The sequence below is a fragment of the Lysinibacillus sp. FSL P4-0201 genome (assembly GCF_038593425.1).
GTDB classification, from domain to species: domain Bacteria; phylum Bacillota; class Bacilli; order Bacillales_A; family Planococcaceae; genus Lysinibacillus; species Lysinibacillus capsici.
Window position 1 is genome coordinate 2146024 of the sequence record NZ_CP151995.1, and the last position, 24358, is coordinate 2170381.

A 24358-nucleotide genomic window follows, 5' to 3' on the forward strand; every position below is an offset into this window, starting at 1 on the left:
GTTTATTTTTTCGGTGGGGTAGGGAACATTCCTTTTCGATTCATATCTTTAGGGAATAAATCCAACTGGGCAATATTAATCGCATTTTCTGCTGATTTAATATCCAGTTCCTTTTGACCTGCAAGATCATAAGGTTTCAGCCATTCTTTTTTTACCATCAGTTCAGAAATTTCGAAATATAAATCGACCATGACATCCAGCTGAGTTCTCAAGATTTTTTGAAGAGCAGGAGAAGCTGTTTCTGTTAGGGCAATTGAAAGATTACGAATACCCGTTTTGGTTGTAAGTAAAAACTCAAGAGCAATCCCCGAATCAGTTAGTTCAGGCATTCCAACTGAATTTATAGGATCTAAATAGTCTTTCATACAATTGTCCTCCTAATATTCCAATTCCGATTTTGAGTAGAGCTTAACCATAGCAGTGAGTGCTGGGGTAGATAATTTTACATTTTTGTCCAATAACGCTCTTAAATCATCATCAAAGACCACACCTTGACTCAGCTTCGATTTAAGTAAACTAGTTGTCATAAAGTTAATGACCTCATGAAATTCCATGGTTTCATGAAGTGCTAATTTTTTCTCAAACACGTAATTCGCACCTCCATAATTTTCTTTAAAAAGTCTTCCCTGTAGCAAGTCTATTTATGCAAATTCGCATTGGATTAAATCTAAGACTATATTGATAGCTAGAATCTGATTTAAAGTTGAATTTCCTCCATTCTTTTCACTCAACACATTTATTACATTACCTATGTGAAAATCGTAATACCAAAATTCAAGACAAATGTGGGGTGTCAATTGCAAATCATAGGTTAATTTTTTACACAAAAAACGCTTGAAACCTTATGAAAATTGGTTTTAGGCGTTTTTCTCTTTGTCTAAAGAAAATGCGGAAATGCATTGAATAACGTATAAAATTATGTATGAAAAAATATTAATGTTTCCCATATATATATAAAAACCTAAAAGCTGCTATAACAGGCTTTTAGGGCTTTGTAGGGTACATATTACAAAATATAAAAATTAGTCTGTGAAACATTAAATAAATGACAAAAACATTGATTTATCAACGTTTACACGGACTATTACATTAATTAGCCCCACTGCTAGCCCCAGTTCCGCAATTTAAACTTCTACTGAAAACCTCCACTGATTGTTCTTCTAACTCTTTCATTACGTGGCCGTAAATTTCATAAATCATTGCTGGAGTATTTCCTAAGCGCTGAGCAATTGCTTTTACGTTCTGTCCGCTATTTAATAAAATTGTTGCATGGGTATGACGTAAACCATGAAAAGTAATTTTTGGTTCTCCGTCATTGTTTAATATACCAGCTTTTAAAATCGTATCTCTAAACATTTTATGAATGGCAGCACCATGCAATAGGTTATTGAAAGTATTAATAAATACAAATAACTGATTATCTAATTGTTTGCCATGTTTTAATAAAATTTGTTTACACCATACTTGGTATTTTTTTGATTGATCAATGACAAGATCATCCACCAAAATTCTTCGATAACTATTTTTAGTTTTAGGGGTACGCGTACCAATATCATCACGTGTTCGTTCAATTGTAATTATATTATTTTTGAAATCTATATTTTGCCACTGTAAACCACAAATTTCACCTTTGCGCATACCTGTATAGACGGCTATCAACAAAAAAGTATAACCCGTAATATCTTCATACTTTTTTGCTGTGTGGAGAAATATATTTAATTCTTCGATTGTTAAATAGTTGTAGGTTTCTTTTGTTAATTTAAATTTTATAACAACTTTTGTAAAACGATTGCGAATAAGTAATTCTTCTTCGACAGCTGCATTAATAGCAATTTTTAAAATTGAATGAAATAAATAAACTGTACCAGGTTTAAAGATATGCAGTATGCTTGCTAGCAAGAAATCATTACGCCAATGTATTATGCGGTGGAAGCAAATGAAAACGCAATGTCTACGGTGAAAGCTGTCATGGCAGACATCTTTAGCGCAAGTGTGCGAGAGCTTGAACGTCAAACTGGTAATATTCAAGTTCTAGGGGCGTACTTCCGCAAGACCCTACGGCTTCAGACAAAACGTATTTTCCAAGAGGAGCAGCCGTTACGCTATCTCATCGCCAGCTCGTACAAAGATGCAAATTGGGATGTACCCGAGCAGTTTCAATAAGAGCCTTTTCTGAAAAAAGTATTTAGAAAGGGCTATTTTTCATGCAGGCAACCATGTATCTTTACCATGTATATCTTTAAAAAATAGAAGAAAAGAAAATTTGTTGGTAGGACCAGGAGAATATCCAGGAGCCTACCTTTTTTGATGGCATTTCAATCCAATTCGAGCTGTGGAATAGTCGACTTTTGAAAATTAAATTCATTTAGTTATGTGGATGACTTATCTTGAAGATTGCTCATTTCGTGGATAATTGAAGTGATTGTGTGAATAAACCATTCCTTTTCGTCATTTTTAGAGGATAAACCATTTCCAAAAATTAATAAGTCGTCAAGGCCTTGCTATCATTGGCTTTGCGAGCTTAGTGATTGCTCTCTATTAATATATGTATACTATATTGATTACTATGCGCTGTTTTTTCTTTATTATTTTTTCTATTATACTTCCCTCATCGTTGACGATTATGTTGAAGTTGGTTATGTTTTTTTTCTATCAAGGAAAGAATGAAAACCTTTAAGTTATAAATAATGACCACCATTTCTTTTATGAAATTCAAAAATCCTAAACAAAAAAATATAGTTCCACCACGATAGAACAAAGCATAAGATTACTCTGGAAATAAATTTACATGGAAAATGTTTTACATTTAATATAATTGTATGTTAGTATAAAAAATGAAATAAAATACAATATAAGTAAAAAGGAGTAATAAAATGAAAAAAAACTAATTTTTGGATTGTCATCAGTGCTAGCACTAGGATCATTAAGTGGAGTTATGGCACCTACTGCACATGCAAGTGAAAATAGTTCATACGAAGCTACAAAATCGTTCACGTCAGTTGAATTAACAAAAGTTTCTCCAGAAGAATCTTCGACATTTATCTCTGAAGTAACACCGTATGTTCATAAAAATGATCAAGGGTTTTTATATGTTGATAGCAGCATTCCAAATGATACATATATTAAGTATGATGTAGCGCAATTGGAAAAATCTTTTGAAGAAATTAACGCTAAAGTAGAAAATGGAATCGTTACAGTTAACGATGATTTATCTATAACTCCTACTTTCCAAACTTTTGCTAAGAAAAATTTCACTAGTGAGTATTTTTGGTGGGGTGAAAGAGGTATATACACTAACCAACAAGCTGTAGATGCTACTAAAGCAGTAAATAAAGCAGCAATAGATGTGGGATTCATTGGAGCACTAACTGCATGGATTCCTGGTTTTGCTGGTGTTACTGGTTTAACATCTGCATATCTTTTTAAACTTGGGAATGACATGGAGAGCAAAAATAAGGGTAAAGGTCTTATAATAGACGTAACTTGGGCTTTAACATATACTATAGAGTCTAGATAAGACACATTAAAGAGAGGTAAAAATGTATAAATTACTTGATTGGTATCCATTATTTTTTGTTATTTTGTCTGTGGTGTATATCTATGCATGGGAATCTGACAAAATCAAATTTAAAAGAAGTTATATAATTATATATCTTATTTTCACATTACTTTTAATATGGTTAATTAATGTGAAATCCAGTAGAATTTAATAATGAGTTACAATCGCAAAAGTAATGTAACCCCATAATCTAAACGTTATGGGGTTTTTTCTCTTTTATTATCGTTTTAAGTGCTTAAACTTATAATATGGATAATGAACTGGTTCTACATAGTCACAGTGACATTCAAGAACTTATTCATACCACTTTTTACGCTAAAGAGAGTAGGGATGTTTATGTATAAAAAACTTTCTTCAGAGGAAAGAGAGCAACAGCTATCAGCATTAACTATAGAACAACGGAATTTTCTTCAACACGAAATGAAACGTAATAGACGGACAGTATTTGAAAACGTTATGAGAGAGGAAAAAATCACAGCACTCAAGTCCATAGATATAACGCTTCAAGAAGATGAGATGAATGTCGTAGATTGGTTGATATCCGATTACAATGATTTTGGTCCAGGTAATCTAGATGGACGATGCGCCTGTGGTCGACGACTACGATATATGTTTACCGTTGAACATCAAGTAACTCGGACAAAAATTCAATATGGGAAGGATCATTTGAGTGCATTTTTAAATATTGAAGTGAATGAAATAGAAGGCGTTATAAATGAGTTAGATAAAATTGATTATGAACTAGATGAACTTTTATGGAAATTAAATAATAATGTGTACTACCACGAATACTACAATAGAATCCCTGATAAAACAGTAGTTTCTGGAAGTATTAAAAAGCATTTTGAAATGAATATTCCATTTTTAGATAGACAAATCAATAGATTAAATAAATATTTTGAAAAACAAATGGAAGTATTAGAGGAAGAACAACGTAAAATTCAGTGTGAAGTTGACCTTGAAGAGCGCCAGAAAGAAAGAAGACGAATTGAAGAATTACTTCAGGAAAAGAAAAAAATTGAGGCCACTTTAGAGGCTGGAAGAAAGGCTCAACGCGAAATTGAAATCAAAAGACAGCAGCAGGAAAACGAACGTATAGAAAAATTGTCACAAGAAAAAAAGATGATAAAAGACAAACTAATTGATTCAGTAAAAGCACAGCTCGGCTATAATGCTACTTTCGATGAAGTAGCATATTCACTTGTATTGAACGGTCAACATAGCGCGCTAGCAATTAGTCATATTATGGCTAATGATTTTGGCTTTAATAAGCATTTTTCTGTAGGCATCATGCATCGCCCATTCATATATTTTGACGTTTTATTGGTTTTGAAGAAACAAGTGGATAAAGGAAACCTTATTATGGATGAATCATCAAATATAGTGGACTGTATTTTCTATGTGAATCCTTACCGTGAGGAAGATAGAAGTGATGAATCTGAGGAGTTGCAACAACAGACATTGTCTCTGTTTTAATGGAAATGTAGTGGAGGGCTTATATACTTGTGAGCAAAGTTCTCTTTTTAAGGAAGGAAGATATTTAACTTATGTCTAATATACAGATGGTCCAAAACTTTATTAACAGTGAAAATAAATTATTTTGTGATGATTGTCTCTCTGAAAAGTTGGATATTAAACCAAGACAACAAGTCAATCAAATTTGTAATATGTTAAAAAAACAAGGGATTTTAAAAAGAGAGGTTAAACAATGTTCTTCTTGCTCCAAAGATAAACTTATCAACAAACTGGAGGGGTTTTAAATGAATGATCAATTCTCTTTGTATTTGGAAAAACTCCCTCTCTCTAAAAGAGTAGTAAAAGATTATATTTCTAGTTGTAGAAAAGTTGAAAAGTATGAAGGAGATTTGGATATACATTTCAAACATGATAAAGGGCAAAGCTTAATTCGCAAGTTAACCTATACAAAAGATGATGAACAGAAATGTCGTGAACCACTACATTCAATACCATTTGAAGGTACAAAGGGTTACAAAACTATTTATGATGGAACGTCCAGTTTACGAAGTGCTGTTAAAACTTACTTTGAATTTAAAATGAGGTAGATGGAACATTTAAAACAAAGATTGAGCATTTATAATAAAGTTTGATAAAAAATCCTACATAGCAACACAGGATTTTACTTAAAACTATTTATTAGCGTCATGACTTTATTTCTCTAATTGCCTTTTAATTGAGTAAATAGTATTTTTAGAAAGACCTGTTTCTCTGTGAATATTCACTACTGATTCATTTTGTTTTAATACACAACGTTATAAATAAGACGGTCCTGTTAACAACGTAAAAATTACATTTTACCTCAACATTTATGCTGAAAAAGAGCAGCTTCCATTCGTATGCACAATAGATGAACTAATGAACTAGAAAGTTGAATTAGCCGTCATCTTAAAGAGTGGATTATAATAACAAAAGAGGGGACTTGAATGAGAAAGATTTCTATAGCAAAGATACTTTTTTTCCCGATAATAGTAGCATTAGTTACCACATTAAGTATCGTGTTTATCGAGAGCGTATTCCAATCGGATATAATGCCTCCTTCGACGGCTGAGAAAATACTGCTTTCTGTACTGCTCTATTTAGGAATCTATTTATTTACTATTATCTTTGTAGTCCCTATTGAAATTTATTTAACTAATAGAATGAAAAACAAAATACTTTCTTTTGTTCTAATAAATATTATCGGTTTAATTTTGGTGGGTTGCATTGATATTTGGTTCTTTACTCTTGGTGGTTTCATGTCTATATATTTGATTTTCCCATTGTTCTCAATTTTAACGTTAATATGATTCAATTCTGATGCGAAATAAAATATATAGAGAAAGATGACTGAAGGTTGGTTATCATTTCAATCAATATTCAACACTCGGGCGCAATTTTGTAACAAAGATTCAGCGCTCTTTGCCATTAAAGAGCCAGATAGTTGAATAACATTCTTTTATGAAATGTCCCCAAATGCAAGCATGTAAACATTTTAACCAGCGACAAGCAGTATTAAATTAGTGTTTTTTGCTGTTTTATTAGAAAATAATGCTCTGGAAAATTGTTTTAAAGAGGATTGTTCGATTCACTTGTTCTGAATGGCAGTAACATATAATTAGAATCTCAATAAAATAGGACGCTTTGGGGGACTTTTATTTTTCATTAACTGGATAATTAAAAAAATATTTAATGAAAAAGTTACATGTAGTAACCTTAAAGGGAAAAAGGTTTGTTGTATTAAGTAACAGTAAAATTGTATAATATACAATAAATTCCTTTGAAAAATAATAAAACACCAGTCAAAAGTGATGCTTCTTTAAAGAGGATTTTTAAGGATGACACCTAAAGATTGAATAAAAAATTTAGGAGGAGTAGAAATATGCAAAAGGTTGTTGCGGGAATTAATTATTGGATAAAAAGATTACCAGAAGAGTACAACTCTATGTCTGAAAAAGAAATTTCTAATCGTTCATTATCTAATAAGTGGTCTAAAAAAGAGATTCTAGGACATCTTTGTGACTCTGCGATAAATAATATTGAAAGATTTATTAAAATTCAATATGAAGAACCAGTGTATGTTATTCAATCGTATGATCAAAACCATTGGGTAATGATTCATAATTATCAAGATCGACCACTTGATGAAATAGTAAATCTTTTTCAAACATTAAATAAGCAAGTTGTTAATATTGTTAAGAATATTCCTTGCGAAAAGCTTTCCAACCTTTGCGACATAGGAAATAATCAGCATAAGACACTAGAATGGCTTATACAAGATTATCTTGAACATATGGAGCACCATATTCACAAACAAATCTTAGAAAAATAGATCATATGGGCAGAATTAAACATCTTTATTGTAACTAATCATTTAGGGAAGAAGTATACATAAATAAACTTAATAACATTCCCAAATGAAAGTTTGGAAACGGACTTCAAGGCCAAGAATGTTGTTAAATCAACGTTCTTGGCTTTTGGTATGAACATTATTTATGCGTTGTTTTATGCACTTTTGGTTAAAGTTAGTCATGGCAAAGGTCTTGAAGTATTTGAAGTAATGTTGCACCATCTTCTTTGATGAATATAATAGAGTATAAAATTGAAGTCTTATCGTTTGTAGATCCGCATAAATCTGACTAGCCTTCTTATTGTACTAACGGAGTGCTAGATAACAATCTTCAACAATCGGGCGCTTTTCTTGAAGATCATTGAGTTGCTTAGGCAGCTCTTTTTTTCTTTACTCAAATAACGGAGCAGTTTAGTTCAACAATTGAGGCAGATTGTTATAAAGATTAGCATAAAAACCCCTTATTTTATGAATAATAACTATTCGAGGGGTGATGAATCATGAATTATTTAAGAGTTATTATTTACTTGTGTTTTTTAGGAATATTGATACACTCTCAAATATCATTTGCTGAAACAGATGAGGAAGTACCCTTTTTAATTAACAATGGTAAATGTCCGAACTCGCAAAGCTTGAGACATATCAGTTCAGATAAAGGTCTTATAAATGCATTAAATACAATTATTCCTGAGGTTTATAAAGAAGATAATTATAAAGGTTGGAAAATAGAAACCATAGCACATCTTTCAAAAGCACCACATCCGGAAGCTTATTATGCAATGGCGAAACATTATTGCGGGGAGGAAATAACTAACAATTCTTGGTTTGTGGAAGTGCTGTTTCCGAAGTATTTACCGGCATATGACGCATCACACAGACAAATTTTTGTGACCAAAAATAAACAAGGCCAATGGTTTGCTTGGTTTAGATTTCATTAACCTTTTCACAAACGGACGCAAATGTTGAATAAACTTCACTTTTCTTCTTCAACAAAACCAGCTAATAGAAGGTTAATCGTTATTCAATTAAAGGGCGCTTTTCTGAAATAGGAAAGCGTCTTTCTATGGCCATTTAATTGAATAACACTTCTAAATTAAAAATAAGATTTTATGTTAAGCTTGATGTGAGTTGTGAAACAATGTACTTAAGCTAACGGAGCAGTTTAGTTGAAGAAGTGGAAGATTATTTTAAGCAGGTATACCAAAGTGGAATTTTAAATTTCATCTCTATATTGAATGAATTTTTGATAAAAAATGTGCAGTAAAGATATTTCCTAGAAACTCAGTCATTGAAAAATCCCCAGTTTTATACTGGGGAACTAATTATTTGACGGTTTAATCAGGCTTAATAAATACTTATTATTTTTTCTGGATGATCTACATGTAATGGCGGGGGTACTAGGCGCCAAGCTGTTGCGGATTAAATTGAAGAAAAGCTGCAGCTGTCAACTAGCGCCGCAGCTAAGTGCGTGCGATACACTCAATATTAATATGTGCAATTTAAGGTTATCTATACATAAAAAAGCCGCAGCGAGGGAAGTAGCTGAAGCATAGATATTAACTGAACAATATGAGGGAATTAATAAATATGGTAATCCTCTACCTATTACGAATAACCAAGAATTTGTGAAGAATCATACTTTAACTAACGGAGAGCGATTGCCCGATAAATAGTGGTTGATGATCTCTACGAAATAGTGTTAAGAATCCCCAACACTCATCTTTGTAATTCTTAATTAGTATAGGTTTCGGGAAAGTTATGCAGTTAATCAATAACATGAAGAAAACGGCAACCAGCTCAAAAGAGTTTGGTTTTTTGTCTAAACCTATATAGCCTTTCTCACATTTTTATTTCCGTATAATTTCTGTTGCTTTATAAATTAAATATAGTATTTTCCGTCTTTTCCCGTATTCACATGAAATGAAACTTAATCAGTGGGGCATTCTTCATCACCCATTGATTATTTAAGGAACTTTGGTGCGCGGGATAAAAAGACACTTTACTTAAATTTATGAGTTACCATTTTTTCGAGCATCCGCTTCATCTAAAATCTCTTCTCGAAAACCACTCATACTTTCTTCCCTACGTGCATTTTTTTGCTTAAGTGCCTTTCGCTCGTTTTCATCAACGTAAGCCATCATTTCTTCTGCAGCTTCCATATTTTCCTTAGTATTTTTCATCATATCTTGAAGCTTTTCAACATTATCTGATCGATCATCTGGCTTTGGGGTATTTTTCTCCATTTTACTTCCTCCTTCTTTTTAATAAAGTCACAAGATTTATCGTCCCCGATTTAACTAAAAATATTCAGTGCAATAAGTGGAATTTTCTTCAAAAACAAATCTTTGTAAGTAATAGGTCCTCACGTTAAGTTGTAAAGAATATAATTCACGATAAATGGATATAATCAGCATGAATAAACGGAAAAAAATTATGACTAGATAAAAAGAAAATGAGGCGGTAGTGACATGTCTATGGAATGGTTTAACAGAGTAACTGGTGAGCTTCAAGATCATTTGAAATCGATTTGCGAAGAATATGACCAAATCGGTCATATGAATATCAATCGAGGTTCAAAACATCCCCGAATTGAATTTTTTATCTCGACAGAAGATGACGACAGGGTTTACTTTTGCACCCTCCTCTTTGATCCGTATAATGAAGAATTTTACTTAGAAAGCTTTGATATGACGCTTCAACAACCTACAAGAATTATTTTGGATGATATTACTGATGTGATTGAAGCTGTTCATGAAAGTTTTCATGAATTTATTGACGAAGATAGTGAAGTCTTTTATGTAGATGATGAAGAAGAATATGAAGTTCTAGATGATGAAATTACTCTTGAAGAAATTGATGTGGAATGGGAAACTCCGGAAGTCCCGGCTTATCAAATTGAAGATAATCTTGAAGTAACCTATCAGTTTGGGGTAGATAGAGCTAATGGAGATGGCGTTCTGCGAAGAGTCAATCGGATCTGGACAGAAGACGGGGAACTCTTCGAAGATGAAAGTACCTTGTCATTTAAAAAAGAAGAGGCAAGTACCATTATCGCCATGATTGCGAGCCATATGGATACTATGACTGGGTATGAAGAAATTATAAACGAATAGGAATAACTGGGCAAAAAGTTGCCCGGTCCTTTTTTGTCTATTTGACTTCAGAGCTTCATCGTTTAAAGACTTAAGGAAAATAGGTCAACAAGGGAAATTGGACAGCTCTTGGACAAGACAATAATATATATCTTTACTCACCGAATGAAGAAGTAAATAATTTTGAAACTACACATTTTATCACTTATCTGAAGTTGAGATAGTTATTGGAAACATAGACATGAAAGAACGTAATGATCTTTCATTTTCTGTGGTGTAGTGTTGATTTTACGCGACATGTGGTGCTTTCCTGGAATAAGGAAAGTGCTTTTTTCATTAAAGGGCCATTTAGTTGTATAAGAGTATTTGACATATATTATGGAGCTTATGCATATTGAATGGTTGATATACTCGAGTCCTATTCCATCATGGTACTATGATGGAATGGCTTTGGTAATTAATGTTTGATTTGATCGATAATGTCGAATAAAGCTTCGTTGAATAGCTCCTTCTGATCAAGCATCGTCGCATGTCCAGCATTTGGTATAGAGTAAAATTGTTTCATTGCGCCTTGAGTTGATCAAAGTATGTGTGAGCGAGAGAATAAGGAGTTTGCCAGTCATCCTCGCCATGGATATAGAATACTGGAACTTGATAGTCTGAAGTTACCATGTTCAGATCATAGTACTTAAACAAAAATTCCAAAATAGAACGCTGTTTTATTTCTAGTACATCGCTCATTAACATGTATTTAATATCTTTGAACGAATAATTTATTTCGCATTATAATTCTAAAGAAGATTGCCCTAATGGTCTTTTTTTATTTTTCCACACTCCTGAAGATAGTCCTGTTTCAGTTAAAGACATTATTTTATCTGGCAGAATTCAATATAATCATCCTGAAGGTATTACTGATGAATATACAAAGAAAGTATTCGATAATCTAGCTTATAATTTTGATAGTGATGTAGATGATGAAACTGAAAAAATGTTCAAATTAGAAGAGGGGAATTCTTGCCTATAATATTATAAAATTACTTAATTGGACAACTTATAAGGGACAGTTTGAAAAGGACATGATTTTACTATTTGATCCAAATTATGAATCAATTAAAAGAACAATCCTTGATGATAGAACATATGAATTAAGCGAACGTAAACGTCTTTTGTCATATTTAAGGTCATTTTCAGCTTTAAAAAATAATATGAAAATTGAAAGTACGCAAGAGGTAATAGAAAAACATGATTCTATCGGAGTAAAAGCTGAAATGGCAATAAAGGAAATTAAAGGTATATTAGTAAATGGAAATAATAAATCTAGTAAAGAACTATTGTATATTTGTGAAGCAAATGATGTGAAAATATATAATTATAATTAATCTTTTAATTCTCAATTATCGGGCGCGGTTGTTGAACAACATAGGAAGAAAAAAATAATCAATCTTTTTTATAAAAATCAATCTTAGTATTACATAATAAGACTCCATTTTGAACAATCTTTTTTCAAAATGGAGCCTCTTTTATTTATAGAAAAATGGTGAGATCAATGAATACCCAGATTATAAGGAACAATTCGTAAAAGGAATCTGCGAGAAAAGGAAATAAAATCCTTATTAAGGATAACGGTATGCTTTACTTTAACCAATAGACAAATCACGTCTTGTTATTCAGCATCTGGCACAATTCTTGTACAAAGAAATTTTTATTGTTTAGTTATTATAATCAAAAGTGGTTCGATTACTTGAAACAAATTGTGCAATAAAAAAATTACCCTTCAACACCTTAAGAGTATTTATTTATATTTAGTAAGCCAGTCAATTAATTGATCATAGTTACTTGAGAACATAACATTGTCTTTGGTATTAGATTGTTTAAGGTGAATTAGAATATCTCCTTCTTCTAATAAAAAAGCGACTGCAATTGTGTTCTCTAATATTTTATTAGTGAAAAATTTGTCTTTCCACAATTTTTGTACAGAAAAATGTTCTGGAGTATAACCTTTACGATTAACTAACAACTTATACTTTTTTTCTTGCCTAATAAATGAATAGCATGTTTTCTCAAATGAATTAAACCAGTTGTTTACATCAGCAAGGTTTATGAAACCAGTCAAATTCGTAATAATAATATCTTCAGAAATGGATGTACTTATATTTTTAACTGTCAATTAAACAACAACTCCTCTTACAATTATTATAAGATAAATAATGGAAATTGGTATTAATTTTAATGTTGCACAGTTGGAATAATGTATTCCAATCGGGCACTGTTCTGAAACAAGGAGAGCGACGTTATTCATGAAGAGGGCCATATTCATGAATAACTAATTAGATTATATACCAAAGATATTGTGAACAAATGTACTTAAACCAACGAGGCAGGATAGTAGTATTCATTATAAAAACAAAAAAGCCCACTATTTGAAGTGGGCTGAATTAAGATCCAACAATAAAGCTTAATAGACTACTCAAGGTGTTAATCGATTGATGTCTCGTGGAAAAGCACTTGCCTCCCGAACGTTTGTTAATCCAAGGAGTTTGGCTGTTAAACGTTCTAGTCCAATAGCAAAACCTCCATGCGGTGGAACACCATATTTAAATGTGTTTAAATAATTTTGGAAGTTTTCCTCGTTAAGTCCTTTTTCTCTGAATGATGCTACAAGCATTTCATATTCATGAATTCGTTGGCCTCCAGATGTGATTTCTAGACCTTTAAATAAGAGGTCAAATGACTTGGTTAATCCGTTTTCCGCAGGCATTGTATACATGGGTCTATTTTCTTTCGGGTACTCTGTAATAAAGACAAACTCACTCCCCGTCGTATCTTTTATATATTTTGCAATCAGTTTTTCTCCTTCGGTATTTAGGTCACCATCTGGCATTTCTTTTTTAAAACGATTCTTTAAAATTTCTCTTGCTTCATGTAATTTTAGTTTTGGAATATCAGTAATAGTTGGAATCTCAATATTCAAAAGCTTTAACTCGTTTTCATTTTTTTCTTTTACTTTCTCAAACATAAATTTTATAATTTGAGTTTCTAGCTCCATTAATTCCTCATACTCTTCAATAAAAGCCATTTCAAGATCCAGAGAGATATATTCATTTAAATGTCTTGATGAGTTGTGCTCTTCTGCACGGAAAACAGGTCCAATTTCAAATACATACTCAAGACCTGAAGCTACCATCATTTGTTTATAAAATTGAGGAGATTGTGCAAGGAATGCGTCTTTCCCAAAATAATTTAAATTAAAAACATTGGCGCCGCCCTCCGCACCTTGAGAAACAATTTTTGGTGTAAAAATTCTGATAAAATCCATATTTATTAGATATTCACGAAATGCTTCTTCAAGAGTTGCTTTTATTTTAAAAATTGAAGCGATTTTTTCATGACGGAGTGATAATACTCGATGATTTAAAAGGTTCTCAAGTCCTGTGTTTACTTCTTTTTTATTTACCTCAAAAGGTAGTAAATCATTTTTGTTTATCACTTTCACTGATTTTATTAGCAGTTCAACGCCAAGTACTGTGTTATTTGTTGAAACGACTTCTCCGATAGCTTCGATAACACTTTCTGTTTCTATAATGACGCCAGCAAGTTTTCCTTCTAAAACACATTGCAGTTCACCAGTTCGCTCTCTTAGTACTATAAAACTGATATTTCCAAGATGTCTTATTTTTTTTACCCAACCTTGGACTTTTACCATTTCTCCCACTTTATTAATACACTCTTTGGTAAGTGTACGTTTTAGATTTGTATCCATGATTTTTCCTCCTATATTTTTTAACTTTTTTCTTTTATCATCATCGTCATCATCCACGGACACTCACCTCCTTTAAATATAAAAAGCTCCCGCCCCTGACAATTTGTCAGGGACGAGAGCCTATCTCGCGGTACCACCCTAATTGCTGCATTCACAGCCAACTCAAAGCTTTTTAACGGTTGCAAACCGTCTATCCTTACTTTTTTCAGGATAACACTCACAGGTGTCTTTCAATCATTATTTAACACAATCTTTTCAGCTACCGATTGCTCTCTTTCGTTAAAGGGAATGACATACTTTGTCTGTTCTTCGTTTTTTTAATAATTAAAAGTCATTATACCCTTACTTTTTTTCATTTTCAATAAAATTGTTAAATTTTACTACTAGTTTTTATGTTTTTGAATTTAAAAGATTTTGCAATAGAATTTGTTTTAGTAAACGTATTCCAGCTTCTCGAAAGAGGTCTAAAGATGGACATTATACAAAATTCGATTACTAAATTTGAAATTTTGCTTACAATATTAGCTCCAACAAGCCCCAACATAGTCCCAAAACGAGCCCCAACTGTGTGCATTATTTTGCGTTACTATGCAATGTAAAGGAAAAATGAAAAACCCCAAAAGACTGCATATAACAGGCTTTTAGGGCTTTGTAGGGTACATATTAAAAAATAAAAAAATTAGTCCGTGAAACATAAAGATGATAAGTAACCTAACATTAATAAAAGACCAATACCCATTGCGATGCTCATGCTTTGTACCTCCTTTAAAAAAACGACACATTATTCATAAATATTGTACAATGAATTATAGAAATATGAAACCTTTTAATGGCGAGAACGTATATAATAATAGGAGAATTACCAATTTGTACATAAAGAGTAGGTGACAATAAATGAAAACGTGGGTTAAGAAAAGTATAGTCATCATGGTTGCGTTTTTAACATTTGGTTTAATAACGCCTACACATGAGATTTGGGAAGCATTTGATCAAAATCCTTCGAACCGTGCATCCATCGGCCCTTCATCAGGGACAAGCACTGCTTTAGCTGCTGAAAATGATGATAGCAGTGACGAGCAGCTACAGATACAAGAGGAAGCGATTGATTATAATGCCTTACTTGTGGATGCGGCTAGAGAACAATCGTACATAAAATTTGGCACAAAAATTGGTCCAAAAATTAGCAATGAATTCGACAGCATCATCTTCCCGAAAATGGAGGAAGCCATCGCAATGACAGTGGCTAATCTTGATGATCAAACTGCTGCATCTTTAACCATCTCTGAAAGACCAAGTGGTAATTACGGTGAGAAAATTTTCAATGTCATCAATAATGAAACAGGCACAGATTTAATTCGTTTCCATGTGCGTACAGAAAAAAGACCGCAGGAAGGCTACTACTACAACTTCCATTATCACAGTGTCGAGGACAACTTCATGGCTCACAACAACCTTGGCGATATCTATTGGGAAAAAAACACACCACCTAAGTGGTTGTCATAATAAGTACGAAACACTCGTTTACATGACGAGTGTTTTTTTGTGAATATCTCAGCGTTTGTAAAATGTCATTGAGTTATAACTTTTAATTTTTCAGAGTGGGGGAGGTAGGGGAAAGCATGTACCCCAAATTCTTCATTTTTTGATTCCCTTAGATTTATCAAATGAATTTAAGGTGATGATTTCATCCATGAGATTAGATGCGTGTACCTCATCTTTTTCAAATGAATGTGCATAAACTTTATAAATTGTCTCGGGAGTATCACGAACTAAAGTAGCAACTGTGATGATAGGACGTATGTGCAAGTGCGCGAGATTGCTGAATTGCTAGGACTTAAGCTCATTTATAACAACGAGAGCAAAACTACAAAATTATATGAAGTAAAATAACAAAAATAAAGACCCACACAGCTTAATTTGCTGTATGGGTCTTTGCTGTTTATTTTTGTTATAAATTGCATTTTTACATTTTCGTTTAAAATTTGACCATCTTTAGAAATAATATCTTTTATATATATAGCGTATAATACAATACCGAACTCAATCCTTACAAGCCTTTAAAATAAAAATAAAGTGTCAAACTATTGATTTAAAGTTTTGTCACCAACAGTCTTTACCAAACTTATTGGCGAAATTAAAGCCTTCAAAATTCAATTCGGGGTTGTGGGTTATTGCTAGTAAGATGAGCATCAAACATATCAATTATTTCTAGGAACCTGTCAGCTTCCCTAAAAACATGATCTGCTAAAAGTGGATGAATGATACTCTTTATTTTACATTGTTCAATTAAATCACGTGCTGTCTTCTTAAAGTCTCTAAGAGATGAAACTGATACACGATTTTGATCCAGAAATTGATCTAAAAGGGGGACTGTTTGTGATTGTGGTCTCATTGATTCTAAATCCCGAGCTTGATACAATAATTGATCAAAATCATTACTAAAATTACGTGCTATATCAACCAACTTTCTTTCGGATGGATCCAGCAAATGACCAATAAATTTAGCGTGGTCTGCCATAATCCTTAAGAAAAATACATTTTCTTTAATAATAGCGTCTGGAAGTGCGTTCAATCGACCTTCATTTAATTCAAGTAATCGTTTTCTAAAATAATTAGCTTCCCTACTTACATGATCAACTAACAGAGGAAAATTATTTGCTCCTGGCATTTTACAAGTCAAAATTAGACCTAGGACTTTTCGTTTAAACATATAGATACTGGTTGCAGCTAGTTGAACTTCTGAATTAAAATTTCTAATTTGTTCTGGATCAGTTTGAGTGGTGTATAGATGTGCAGTTTGTTCAATTTGTTCGAATAATTTATAAAATTGATTAGCTTCTTGAATTAGTTGAGTATCTTCTGCTCTAAATCCTAATCTTAGAAATAGCGAATGTTCTTTCATAATTCGAGACCAAAAAAGAATTTCATTTAACGATCGCTCAACAAACATTTGAGATGTAACACCAGTATCAGCATGTAAAAAGGATTCATCTCCCCTTATTTCAATAACCCCCCTGTAAATAATACATTCATTTTATTCTTATTATCTATGCCATTTAAATATACATGGAATAAATTTCATTGATTTTATGATAAACGTATCAATATTGGTAGGTGATATCAGTAATAAATAGAAACAATGTGAGGTACCCCAAAAGAATAATTAAAAATATACATTAATATCAAAGCATGAAATACTGTGAATACTTGATACTAAAGCAATCGAACAATTAAAAACTATACGATTCAAACCCATTTGAACTCGGGAAAAAAACACACCACCTAAGTGGTTGTCATAAAAGACTTGAAACACTCGTTTACATGGCGAGTGTTTTTTTGTGAATATCTCAGCGTTTGTAAAATGTCATTGAGTTATAACTTTTAATTTTTCAGAGTGGGGGAGGTAGGGGAAAGCATGTACCCTAAAAAGTACCCCAAATTTTTAATTTTTTGATTTTCTTAGATTTATCAATTGAATTGGAGCGATAGCTGATATCAATAGCTACATTGAGCACTCTCGATTGAAGGTGCTTTCCTTCAATTTGAACAGGACTTGTGTTTATGATTGATTACCCGATATGCAAGTCCCTTTGTTATGCTTTCACAGCCTCTCCCGTAACTCCACATAGGGCTTTATAGCACATTTAGAGAACCATATAAAAGAAAGGTGACTTTTAAAGTCACCTTTTCACTTATAGATAGCAATTTATTTATTGAATATTTGCTCATAACGGTGGAAGAATGCCACTGCGTGCGCTCTTGTTAGTGAATCATTCGGTTTAAACTCTGCATCCGTTTTAGTAGTTGTTAAATCGAAGTCACGTAGAAACTGGATGGCCTCTTTCTGAGATACTGTTTTTCCATAATGCATAGATGCTAGGATACGAGCAAAATTACCACGTGTGATGTCTTTGACTGCATATACCTGTTTAGACGCTGATATACCACCAAGCGTTGGTAGAGCGTACTTACTTGCTAGTTGATAGTTTACATCTGCACTCCATGAAGAACTAGGTTTTGTTGAAGCTAATTCATCAGACTTAAAGTAACGGAAAAGTACAGATAACATCTGATTTTCTGTTAAATTCGTGTTTGGTTTCAGTAAGTTTTCGTATTTCTTTGTTGCAGGGTTGTATACGTTTGGATAACCGCTGATAAGTCCTTTGTTTACTGCCCATTGAAAATCCTCTGCCCAGTACTGGTCTGCCTTGTAATCAGCGAACTTTGATACATCTATACTACCTACTGGAGTTGTAGGTGTTGAAGCTGAGTAGTTTAAATAACTTGATGCTACATATCCCTCTGTCCCGTCATTTCTTTTCACAGGATACCAAACAAAATGGTTTTTCTTCGTTGATACTGCTTCATATTCAAAAGGGCCCGTAATAGTAACAATTTCGCCTTTACGTAAAGTACCCATAGAAGGACTATCCGTAGTAGGTTTTGTCCTAACTGTTACATTAGTTGTTGCATTAACTTTTTGATTTGTTTTAAAAAAGTACTTTGATTTTGTTAATGGTAAATCAAAATCATAGTTCATCACTGAAAATTTAATATTTTCCCTGCTGTTAGAGTCATATTGAAAATGTTCGCGTGTAAAAGGCAGCTCTGTTAAGTCTATTAATTCTAATCTCTCAATAATTCGGAGAATTTTTTCTTGATAGGCATTTGCATTTCTTTCCCCAGTTGCTTGGACAAATGGACTATTTACTGGCTTAGTACCGTTATAAGCCATGATAGCGAAGTACCAATGTTCCAATATATCTCTTTTCCCACCGTTGATGCTAGGCAAATCCTTCCGCTTAAACATATCATCTAGAGTCTCCACACCAGCTCGAATATTATAGACAATATCGTTTTTTAGTCTATCTTGATTGTAGCCTGCTTGATTGGTAATTTGCATAATGCCAATTCCATTATCAGCTGTCACAATCGCTTTACCATTCATATCGAAATGACGCCAATTTCCACTTTCACCTTCCGCTATTGCCTTCACAATTTCAGGAGGAACATTATAACTCAGTGCTGTTTCGGTTAACAAACAGTTCATTGTGGAATAATCAGGGTTGACCTTCGATGCCGAATCATACTTACATGTATTTGCAATATCATTAGCTAATACATTTTTATCTATATTTATAGTTAGAGAGAGGGCACCAATGACAATACCACTAATCAATGGTTTCAATATCTTTTTCATATCTGGTTATTACACTTCCTTTCATATTTTCCAAAGTTAAAAGATTCAGATATATGTTATCATAAACCCAATATTTGGGATAGGGGTAATATTCAATGTTTCTTTCATTTAACAGGGTAGAGTGATAAATGATAGCCCTAACATATATTGATTTGGTGAAAGGGTTGTGAGTTCATTGAAACAAGCCCAAGCCAAATCTATATCTACGCCGCATCTGCGGAAGATGTATTTGCTCTGAGAACCGACCTGAGAGCAGTCCATGTAACCAAGTAGTACGTCTATCTAATACTCGATTCGTCTGAGGGCTGTTCTGAGAAGGTAGACAAGAGAACAAGCACACCAACTAATGATGTGCTTCCTCATTCTCATCATAACTTTTTTATAAGCTTACACTTCTCTACACCAACATTTGTAAACATGTTACACTATAGCGAACAACGGATTGTTCAGTTATTTAACTAACAGATGCTTTAGTAAATGAAGAAAAGGTTCTACATATTAGTCATATCTAATGTGTAGAACCCTTTAACTTTCTATCTTTATTGAAATTAGGTCTTGATAAATCGAATTATTGGATAAATATAAGCACTTTAAAATCACAGATGCAGTTATCTTAGGTTAAAAGAAAACCCGTTTACTATGCTGGTGGGCAAACAATTAAGTAACGATAAGTATCAACCACTCGCAAATGTAGAATTTGGATTCAAGCCAGAGGAAAAAACTGCATTCAGGGAAATAAAATGAATTTAAGTTAAGTTCCCCAAAGGAATATTAAAAAATATACAAAAATATTATAATCTAAAAAGCACGATAAGCTATGAATACTTGATATTAAAGTAATCTAATAAATAAAAACTAAAAGATACCAACCCACTTAGACTCTGGGAAAAAAACACACCACCTAAGTGGTTGTCATAATAAGTATGAAACACTCGTTTACATGATGAGTGTTTTTTTCGAAAATAAAATACATACTGAGAGAGACAAGGGAAAGTATGTACTCCGAATAACTTAGATATCTAGGATTGCATTGTCATTGAAGGTATTTAAAATCAACCTACTTAACAGGAAATAATTATAGCCCCATCCTAAAATGCCTTCTGCCAGTATTTCAAAAGGCAAGGAAAATGAAGAAATCAGTCGCTTGATGGAGGAATGTGGGGTTGAATTTGTCTTTTCTTGCGCTTACCCGGGAAATTTTTTTATTTCCTAAACTTACATTTGAACATTTTGTTAAAGGGAAATAGGGGGAATTAACATATGAAAGTACGACTCAAATTGATATCAAACTACTATAAGAAAAATAGCTACCTGTTAAGGCAGCCATTTATTATTCCGCAACATTGCCCATAGCAATAGAAATTCGATTCCAACTGTTAATTTGATTAATCAAGATAACCAAATCGACATAAGCCTTTTCATCAAAATGCTTGCGAACACGCTCATATAATTCATTAGGAACGCGTTTTTCTGGAATAAGCGTAATATGTTCCGTTAATTCTAATGCTACTTTTTCAGCATCTGAATAAAAAGTACATTCTCTCCAAGCGCTAATGCAGTATAAACGCTGTTCAGTCTCTCCCATTTTCTTCGCATCAGCAGTGTGCATGTTGATGCAATAGGCACAGCCATTAATTTGAGAAGCTCTAATTTTAATGAGCTCACGAAGCTTTCTCTCAATACTACTTTTTTTAGTGTATTTTTCCATTTCCGTCATTATCTTCATAGCATCTGGTGCAATTTCATAATAATTCATACGTTGTCTCATTGTGAATCCCTCCATTATTTATAAGCTAATTCAACTGATAATTGATCCGCTTGATAAAGTGCATTTTGCAAGACATCATCTGTATTCAATAAGGCTGTTCCTTGGACACGAAGAATATTAACATCTTCTATTCCAAGAAAGGCAAACATTGATTTAAGGTATTTGTAAGAATACTCCACTTCGGTATACCAATCGCCATTTGTATAAATTGAACCACTTGCCTGTATGATGATCATGCTCCTTCCATCATTTAATAAGCCCACGGAACCATTTTCCGTATATTTGAATGTTTCTCGCGCAATTAGAATGTTATCCATATAATCCTTTAGCTTTGAAGGAATATTAAAATTATGCAAAGGCATTACAATTAGATATTTATTAGCACTTTTAAATTGAACTAAAATTTCATTCATGCGTTCCAAAACTTCATTTTCTTCGTGTGTTAAAGGATCTCCATTTCGTGAATGTTCCCAGCCACTTAAAACAATTTTATCTATCATCGGAACAACGTCTTCATATAGATTAATTTGCTCAATTACTTCATCATCCTGTTTATTTTCTTTGTATGTCCCTAGAAAATGATCTAATACTTGAAGGCTCAAAGATGTCTTTGATTCCACTTCAGGGTGTGCATTTATCACAAGTAGTTTACGCATAAAAATCCTCCAGTTAAATAAAGGTGTTGCTAATCGTCGATTGATTTAATCGTTGATTAATTTTGTCTACAATATACGCTTTTCATTTTCGTTTGTCAAACTGATTCATTTATGTATAGCTAAAATGTGTTACTATCATGGTAAGCAAAATGTTTTAAGAGGGTGGAATAATGAAATATAGTGTGATGGTTGAATATGCCCTACACAGTCTTGTTTATTTAATTGATGTACCAAAAAATGAAAGTATAGGAATAAAGGATTTATCAGAATTTCAAGGATTATCGGAGACCTATCTTTCAAAAGTTTTAGGGAAATTGTCCAAGGAAGGCATTGTTAGCTCGGTATCTGGTGTAAAAGGGGGTTATCGACTCAATAGAAAACCTGAAGATATTACATTTTGGGATGTTGTACGAGCTGTTGAAGGTGAAGATCCGATATTTCAGTGTAAGAATATTAAAGCGAATTTTGCTTATCAAAATAAAAAACAAAAGTGTGAGTCTTGTTCAAGTCAATCGAACTGTACGATCAATAGTGTCATGCTAGAAGCGGAAGAACACATGCGAAATTATTTAAGAAGCAAAACGATAGCGTGGTTAGAAGAAGAATTACTGCGGACTCTACCAAAGGAGCAAATAGAAGAAGCAAAAAATTTTTTTGAAAAAACAAATTGATAACTTGAATCGAATCATTTTGGATGTATGTAAATTCGGTTTACCTGAATGAAAATCTAAAGCGAGAATTTTATGCTGAAGGAATTAACCAAAATTGTGAGAAACAAAAAACCGGCAAGGATGCCGGCTGCGGATGTTGAATGAAAGCTAATTTGAATTATTTTCGTTAGCAAATTTACCAGAAGCAAATTTTTTGTTTGCTTCAGCTTGTTGAATTTGTTGTCTGATTTGGTTAACATCAGTTTCATTCCCAAATTCAACGTTCGTTGACTTCATTGCGTTCATAGAACCAGAAGCCTGTTGCTTTTTAGCTTCAGCTTGTTGAATTTGTTGTCTGATTTGATTAACATCAGTCTCGTTCCCGAATTCAACATTCATTGAATTCATTGCGTTTGGAGCTGCATTAGGAATTTTTGAGTTGAAATTTTGGTTGTTGTTATTATTCGCCATTAAATATCACCTCCTGAAAAGTAGTGTGTGCAGAAGGTTTTTTACTATCCATACATTTTAGAAAAAACTAACCGATTTGGACTGGCACTACCGAGTGAGGACCTCTAGTATCAAATTTGCATAGTTTAAGAAATCTAGTTTTCCTAGTATAATTGTTGTAAGTTCGTTATTGTGTTTAGAGATTGGAGAAATGTATGAAAGATCGTAAACAAATCGTTATCGAATCAACATTACAATTATTTACTGAAAAGGGATATCAGCATACATCGGTTCAGGATATTTTAGATAAGGCAAATATTTCGAAAGGTACATTTTATAATTATTTTTCATCTAAAAACGAATGCCTGAAAGCCGTATTAGAGCAAAATCGTCAAGAGCGAAATGTTTTAAAAGAGGAAATTTTAGTTGGTAAGAAAAAAGATGATGTAGACGTTTTAATTGAACAATTAATCGCCACATTAAAAATTAAAGAAAAATATAATTTAATGCCTTTATTTCGAGAAATCTCCTTTTTGCATGATGAAGAGCTGCAAGAAATTCTTGCGGAACATCGCTTTCATGAAATCACCTGGTTAAAAAACAGATTCTATGATATTTATGGAGAAGAAGGAAAGCACTATTATTATGAGTGTGCGGTCGTCTTTTTTGGCACCTTCCAATATTTATCTTTTTATTGGAATTTGGCTACTAATATGACTATAGATCTAAAAAAAGTGGTTACTCGGTCATTGAAATATGTAGAAAGTTTTCTGCCAGAAATGATTAAGAGTGGAGAAATTCTATTAGAGCCACAGGAAATGTTTTTATTAGAAAAGGATTTAGCCTATAAGTCCATTACTAGTAAAGAAATACAGGAGAAATTAGAGAAATTTTGTAAAAAAATCTCGACAATCGAACTTCCACAAAAATCACTCGAACTCTCTAGCTTGCTTTTGGATGAAATGAAGAGAGAAACACCCCGCATGAGTGTTTTAGAGATCATGCTACAGCCGTTTCGTGCTTCTTTCGCTGAAACGATTTATAAATATGAAGCTGAAGAAATTGCCAACCTTTTCTGGCTCTTTATGAAGATGCAAAACAGCAAGGCATAAATGAATGATTGAATAACTAGACCAGCTTTTTAGCATAAAGTTGGTTTTTTCTTTTTTAGTGAGGGCATTAAGTTTTTTCATTCTTCTGTCAGTGAATATTTGATACTTGGTGGAATCGTGTCATTTTTCATAAAGCGGAAATAATAAAAGTATACATTTTCCACCAATTAAAATTTGATCTATAATTCCTGCTTCTGCTTGATTCATGGTGAAACCCGTATTAAGAAACAACAAGTAAGCTCACCATAGACGACTATACATTCTCGG

The 24358-nt window shown here is 32.8% G+C and carries 24 protein-coding genes and 1 other annotated feature; of the genes, 12 read left to right on the top strand and 12 right to left on the bottom strand.

The window, feature by feature from the left end:
* Positions 1–2: 2 nt before the first annotated feature.
* The 3 genes from MKY76_RS10705 to MKY76_RS10715 form a co-directional block, all read right to left on the bottom strand.
* Entirely contained in the window at positions 3–365 is a 363-nt protein-coding gene (locus MKY76_RS10705; RefSeq protein WP_342557810.1) for a spore coat protein, read from the bottom strand.
* Between the two features lie 12 nt (positions 366–377).
* Positions 378–587, bottom strand: coding sequence for a hypothetical protein (locus MKY76_RS10710; RefSeq protein ID WP_016993944.1), 210 nt, complete (start codon positions 585–587; stop codon positions 378–380).
* Between the two features lie 502 nt (positions 588–1089).
* Positions 1090–1899: a site-specific integrase gene (locus tag MKY76_RS10715; RefSeq protein ID WP_342557811.1), complete on the bottom strand. Its 810-nt coding sequence runs from the start codon at positions 1897–1899 to the stop codon at positions 1090–1092.
* 15 nt (positions 1900–1914) lie between these two features.
* Between MKY76_RS10715 and MKY76_RS10720 the strand changes: the two genes are divergently transcribed.
* The 7 genes from MKY76_RS10720 to MKY76_RS10750 all read left to right on the top strand — a co-directional run bounded on the left by MKY76_RS10720 (position 1915) and on the right by MKY76_RS10750 (position 8341).
* Positions 1915–2163, top strand: a complete 249-nt coding sequence (locus tag MKY76_RS10720; protein ID WP_054549297.1) for a hypothetical protein — start codon at positions 1915–1917, stop codon at positions 2161–2163.
* A 772-nt stretch (positions 2164–2935) separates the two neighbouring features.
* Positions 2936–3517, top strand: coding sequence for a hypothetical protein (locus MKY76_RS10725; RefSeq protein WP_342557812.1), 582 nt, complete (start codon positions 2936–2938; stop codon positions 3515–3517).
* Positions 3518–3895: 378 nt separating this feature from the next.
* The gene (locus MKY76_RS10730; protein ID WP_342557813.1) at positions 3896–5035 is read left to right on the top strand and encodes a hypothetical protein; all 1140 of its coding nucleotides are present in this window, start codon (positions 3896–3898) and stop codon (positions 5033–5035) included.
* Positions 5036–5106: 71 nt separating this feature from the next.
* Positions 5107–5319, top strand: a complete 213-nt coding sequence (locus MKY76_RS10735; RefSeq protein ID WP_054549294.1) for a hypothetical protein — start codon at positions 5107–5109, stop codon at positions 5317–5319.
* Entirely contained in the window at positions 5320–5622 is a 303-nt protein-coding gene (locus MKY76_RS10740; RefSeq protein ID WP_342557814.1) for a hypothetical protein, read from the top strand. It begins immediately after the preceding gene.
* A 1313-nt stretch (positions 5623–6935) separates the two neighbouring features.
* Positions 6936–7385 (top strand): DinB family protein, encoded by a 450-nt coding sequence (locus MKY76_RS10745; RefSeq protein ID WP_328011608.1) that lies wholly within the window; start codon positions 6936–6938, stop codon positions 7383–7385.
* Positions 7386–7903: 518 nt separating this feature from the next.
* A complete protein-coding gene (locus MKY76_RS10750) occupies positions 7904–8341 on the top strand; it encodes a hypothetical protein (protein ID WP_342557815.1) in 438 nt (145 codons plus the stop codon).
* A gap of 1071 nt (positions 8342–9412) precedes the next feature.
* On the opposite strand, the gene tlp is transcribed toward MKY76_RS10750, so the two are convergent.
* A complete protein-coding gene (gene tlp / locus MKY76_RS10755) occupies positions 9413–9646 on the bottom strand; it encodes a small acid-soluble spore protein Tlp (RefSeq protein ID WP_342557816.1) in 234 nt (77 codons plus the stop codon).
* 225 nt (positions 9647–9871) lie between these two features.
* On the opposite strand from tlp, the gene MKY76_RS10760 reads away from it, so the two are divergent.
* A complete protein-coding gene (locus MKY76_RS10760) occupies positions 9872–10516 on the top strand; it encodes a hypothetical protein (RefSeq protein WP_048394563.1) in 645 nt (214 codons plus the stop codon).
* A 436-nt stretch (positions 10517–10952) separates the two neighbouring features.
* Here the strand turns inward: MKY76_RS10760 and MKY76_RS10765 are convergent, their stop codons facing one another.
* Positions 10953–11060: an alpha/beta hydrolase gene (locus tag MKY76_RS10765; RefSeq protein ID WP_196333035.1), complete on the bottom strand. Its 108-nt coding sequence runs from the start codon at positions 11058–11060 to the stop codon at positions 10953–10955.
* A gap of 511 nt (positions 11061–11571) precedes the next feature.
* Here MKY76_RS10765 and MKY76_RS10770 point away from each other — a divergent pair.
* Positions 11572–11874: a hypothetical protein gene (locus MKY76_RS10770; protein WP_342557817.1), complete on the top strand. Its 303-nt coding sequence runs from the start codon at positions 11572–11574 to the stop codon at positions 11872–11874.
* A 413-nt stretch (positions 11875–12287) separates the two neighbouring features.
* Here the strand turns inward: MKY76_RS10770 and MKY76_RS10775 are convergent, their stop codons facing one another.
* Together MKY76_RS10775 and aspS are read right to left on the bottom strand one after the other, a co-directional pair.
* A complete protein-coding gene (locus MKY76_RS10775) occupies positions 12288–12662 on the bottom strand; it encodes an STAS/SEC14 domain-containing protein (RefSeq protein WP_342557818.1) in 375 nt (124 codons plus the stop codon).
* Positions 12663–12962: 300 nt separating this feature from the next.
* Positions 12963–14255 (bottom strand): aspartate--tRNA(Asn) ligase, encoded by a 1293-nt coding sequence (gene aspS / locus MKY76_RS10780; protein WP_342557902.1) that lies wholly within the window; start codon positions 14253–14255, stop codon positions 12963–12965.
* A gap of 105 nt (positions 14256–14360) precedes the next feature.
* Positions 14361–14574 (bottom strand) — a binding site (T-box leader).
* A 575-nt stretch (positions 14575–15149) separates the two neighbouring features.
* Between aspS and MKY76_RS10785 the strand changes: the two genes are divergently transcribed.
* Positions 15150–15758 (top strand): YpjP family protein, encoded by a 609-nt coding sequence (locus tag MKY76_RS10785; RefSeq protein WP_342557819.1) that lies wholly within the window; start codon positions 15150–15152, stop codon positions 15756–15758.
* Positions 15759–16398: 640 nt separating this feature from the next.
* Here MKY76_RS10785 and MKY76_RS10790 read toward each other — a convergent pair.
* From MKY76_RS10790 to MKY76_RS10805, 4 genes are all read right to left on the bottom strand, one after another.
* Positions 16399–17256, bottom strand: a complete 858-nt coding sequence (locus MKY76_RS10790) for a DUF2935 domain-containing protein (protein WP_328016960.1) — start codon at positions 17254–17256, stop codon at positions 16399–16401.
* A gap of 705 nt (positions 17257–17961) precedes the next feature.
* Positions 17962–19455, bottom strand: coding sequence for an SH3 domain-containing protein (locus MKY76_RS10795; RefSeq protein ID WP_342557820.1), 1494 nt, complete (start codon positions 19453–19455; stop codon positions 17962–17964).
* 1330 nt (positions 19456–20785) lie between these two features.
* Entirely contained in the window at positions 20786–21223 is a 438-nt protein-coding gene (locus tag MKY76_RS10800) for a carboxymuconolactone decarboxylase family protein (protein ID WP_342557821.1), read from the bottom strand.
* Between the two features lie 14 nt (positions 21224–21237).
* Positions 21238–21879 (bottom strand): NAD(P)H-dependent oxidoreductase, encoded by a 642-nt coding sequence (locus MKY76_RS10805; protein ID WP_342557822.1) that lies wholly within the window; start codon positions 21877–21879, stop codon positions 21238–21240.
* 170 nt (positions 21880–22049) lie between these two features.
* Here MKY76_RS10805 and MKY76_RS10810 point away from each other — a divergent pair, with 170 nt between their 5' ends.
* Positions 22050–22550, top strand: a complete 501-nt coding sequence (locus MKY76_RS10810; protein ID WP_342557823.1) for an Rrf2 family transcriptional regulator — start codon at positions 22050–22052, stop codon at positions 22548–22550.
* A gap of 147 nt (positions 22551–22697) precedes the next feature.
* On the opposite strand, the gene MKY76_RS10815 is transcribed toward MKY76_RS10810, so the two are convergent.
* Positions 22698–23000 (bottom strand): gamma-type small acid-soluble spore protein, encoded by a 303-nt coding sequence (locus MKY76_RS10815; protein WP_342557824.1) that lies wholly within the window; start codon positions 22998–23000, stop codon positions 22698–22700.
* Positions 23001–23194: 194 nt separating this feature from the next.
* On the opposite strand from MKY76_RS10815, the gene MKY76_RS10820 reads away from it, so the two are divergent.
* Positions 23195–24091 carry a TetR/AcrR family transcriptional regulator gene (locus tag MKY76_RS10820; protein WP_342557825.1) on the top strand — a complete coding sequence of 299 codons (897 nt, stop codon included), beginning with the start codon at positions 23195–23197 and terminating at the stop codon, positions 24089–24091.
* Positions 24092–24358 lie beyond the last annotated feature (267 nt).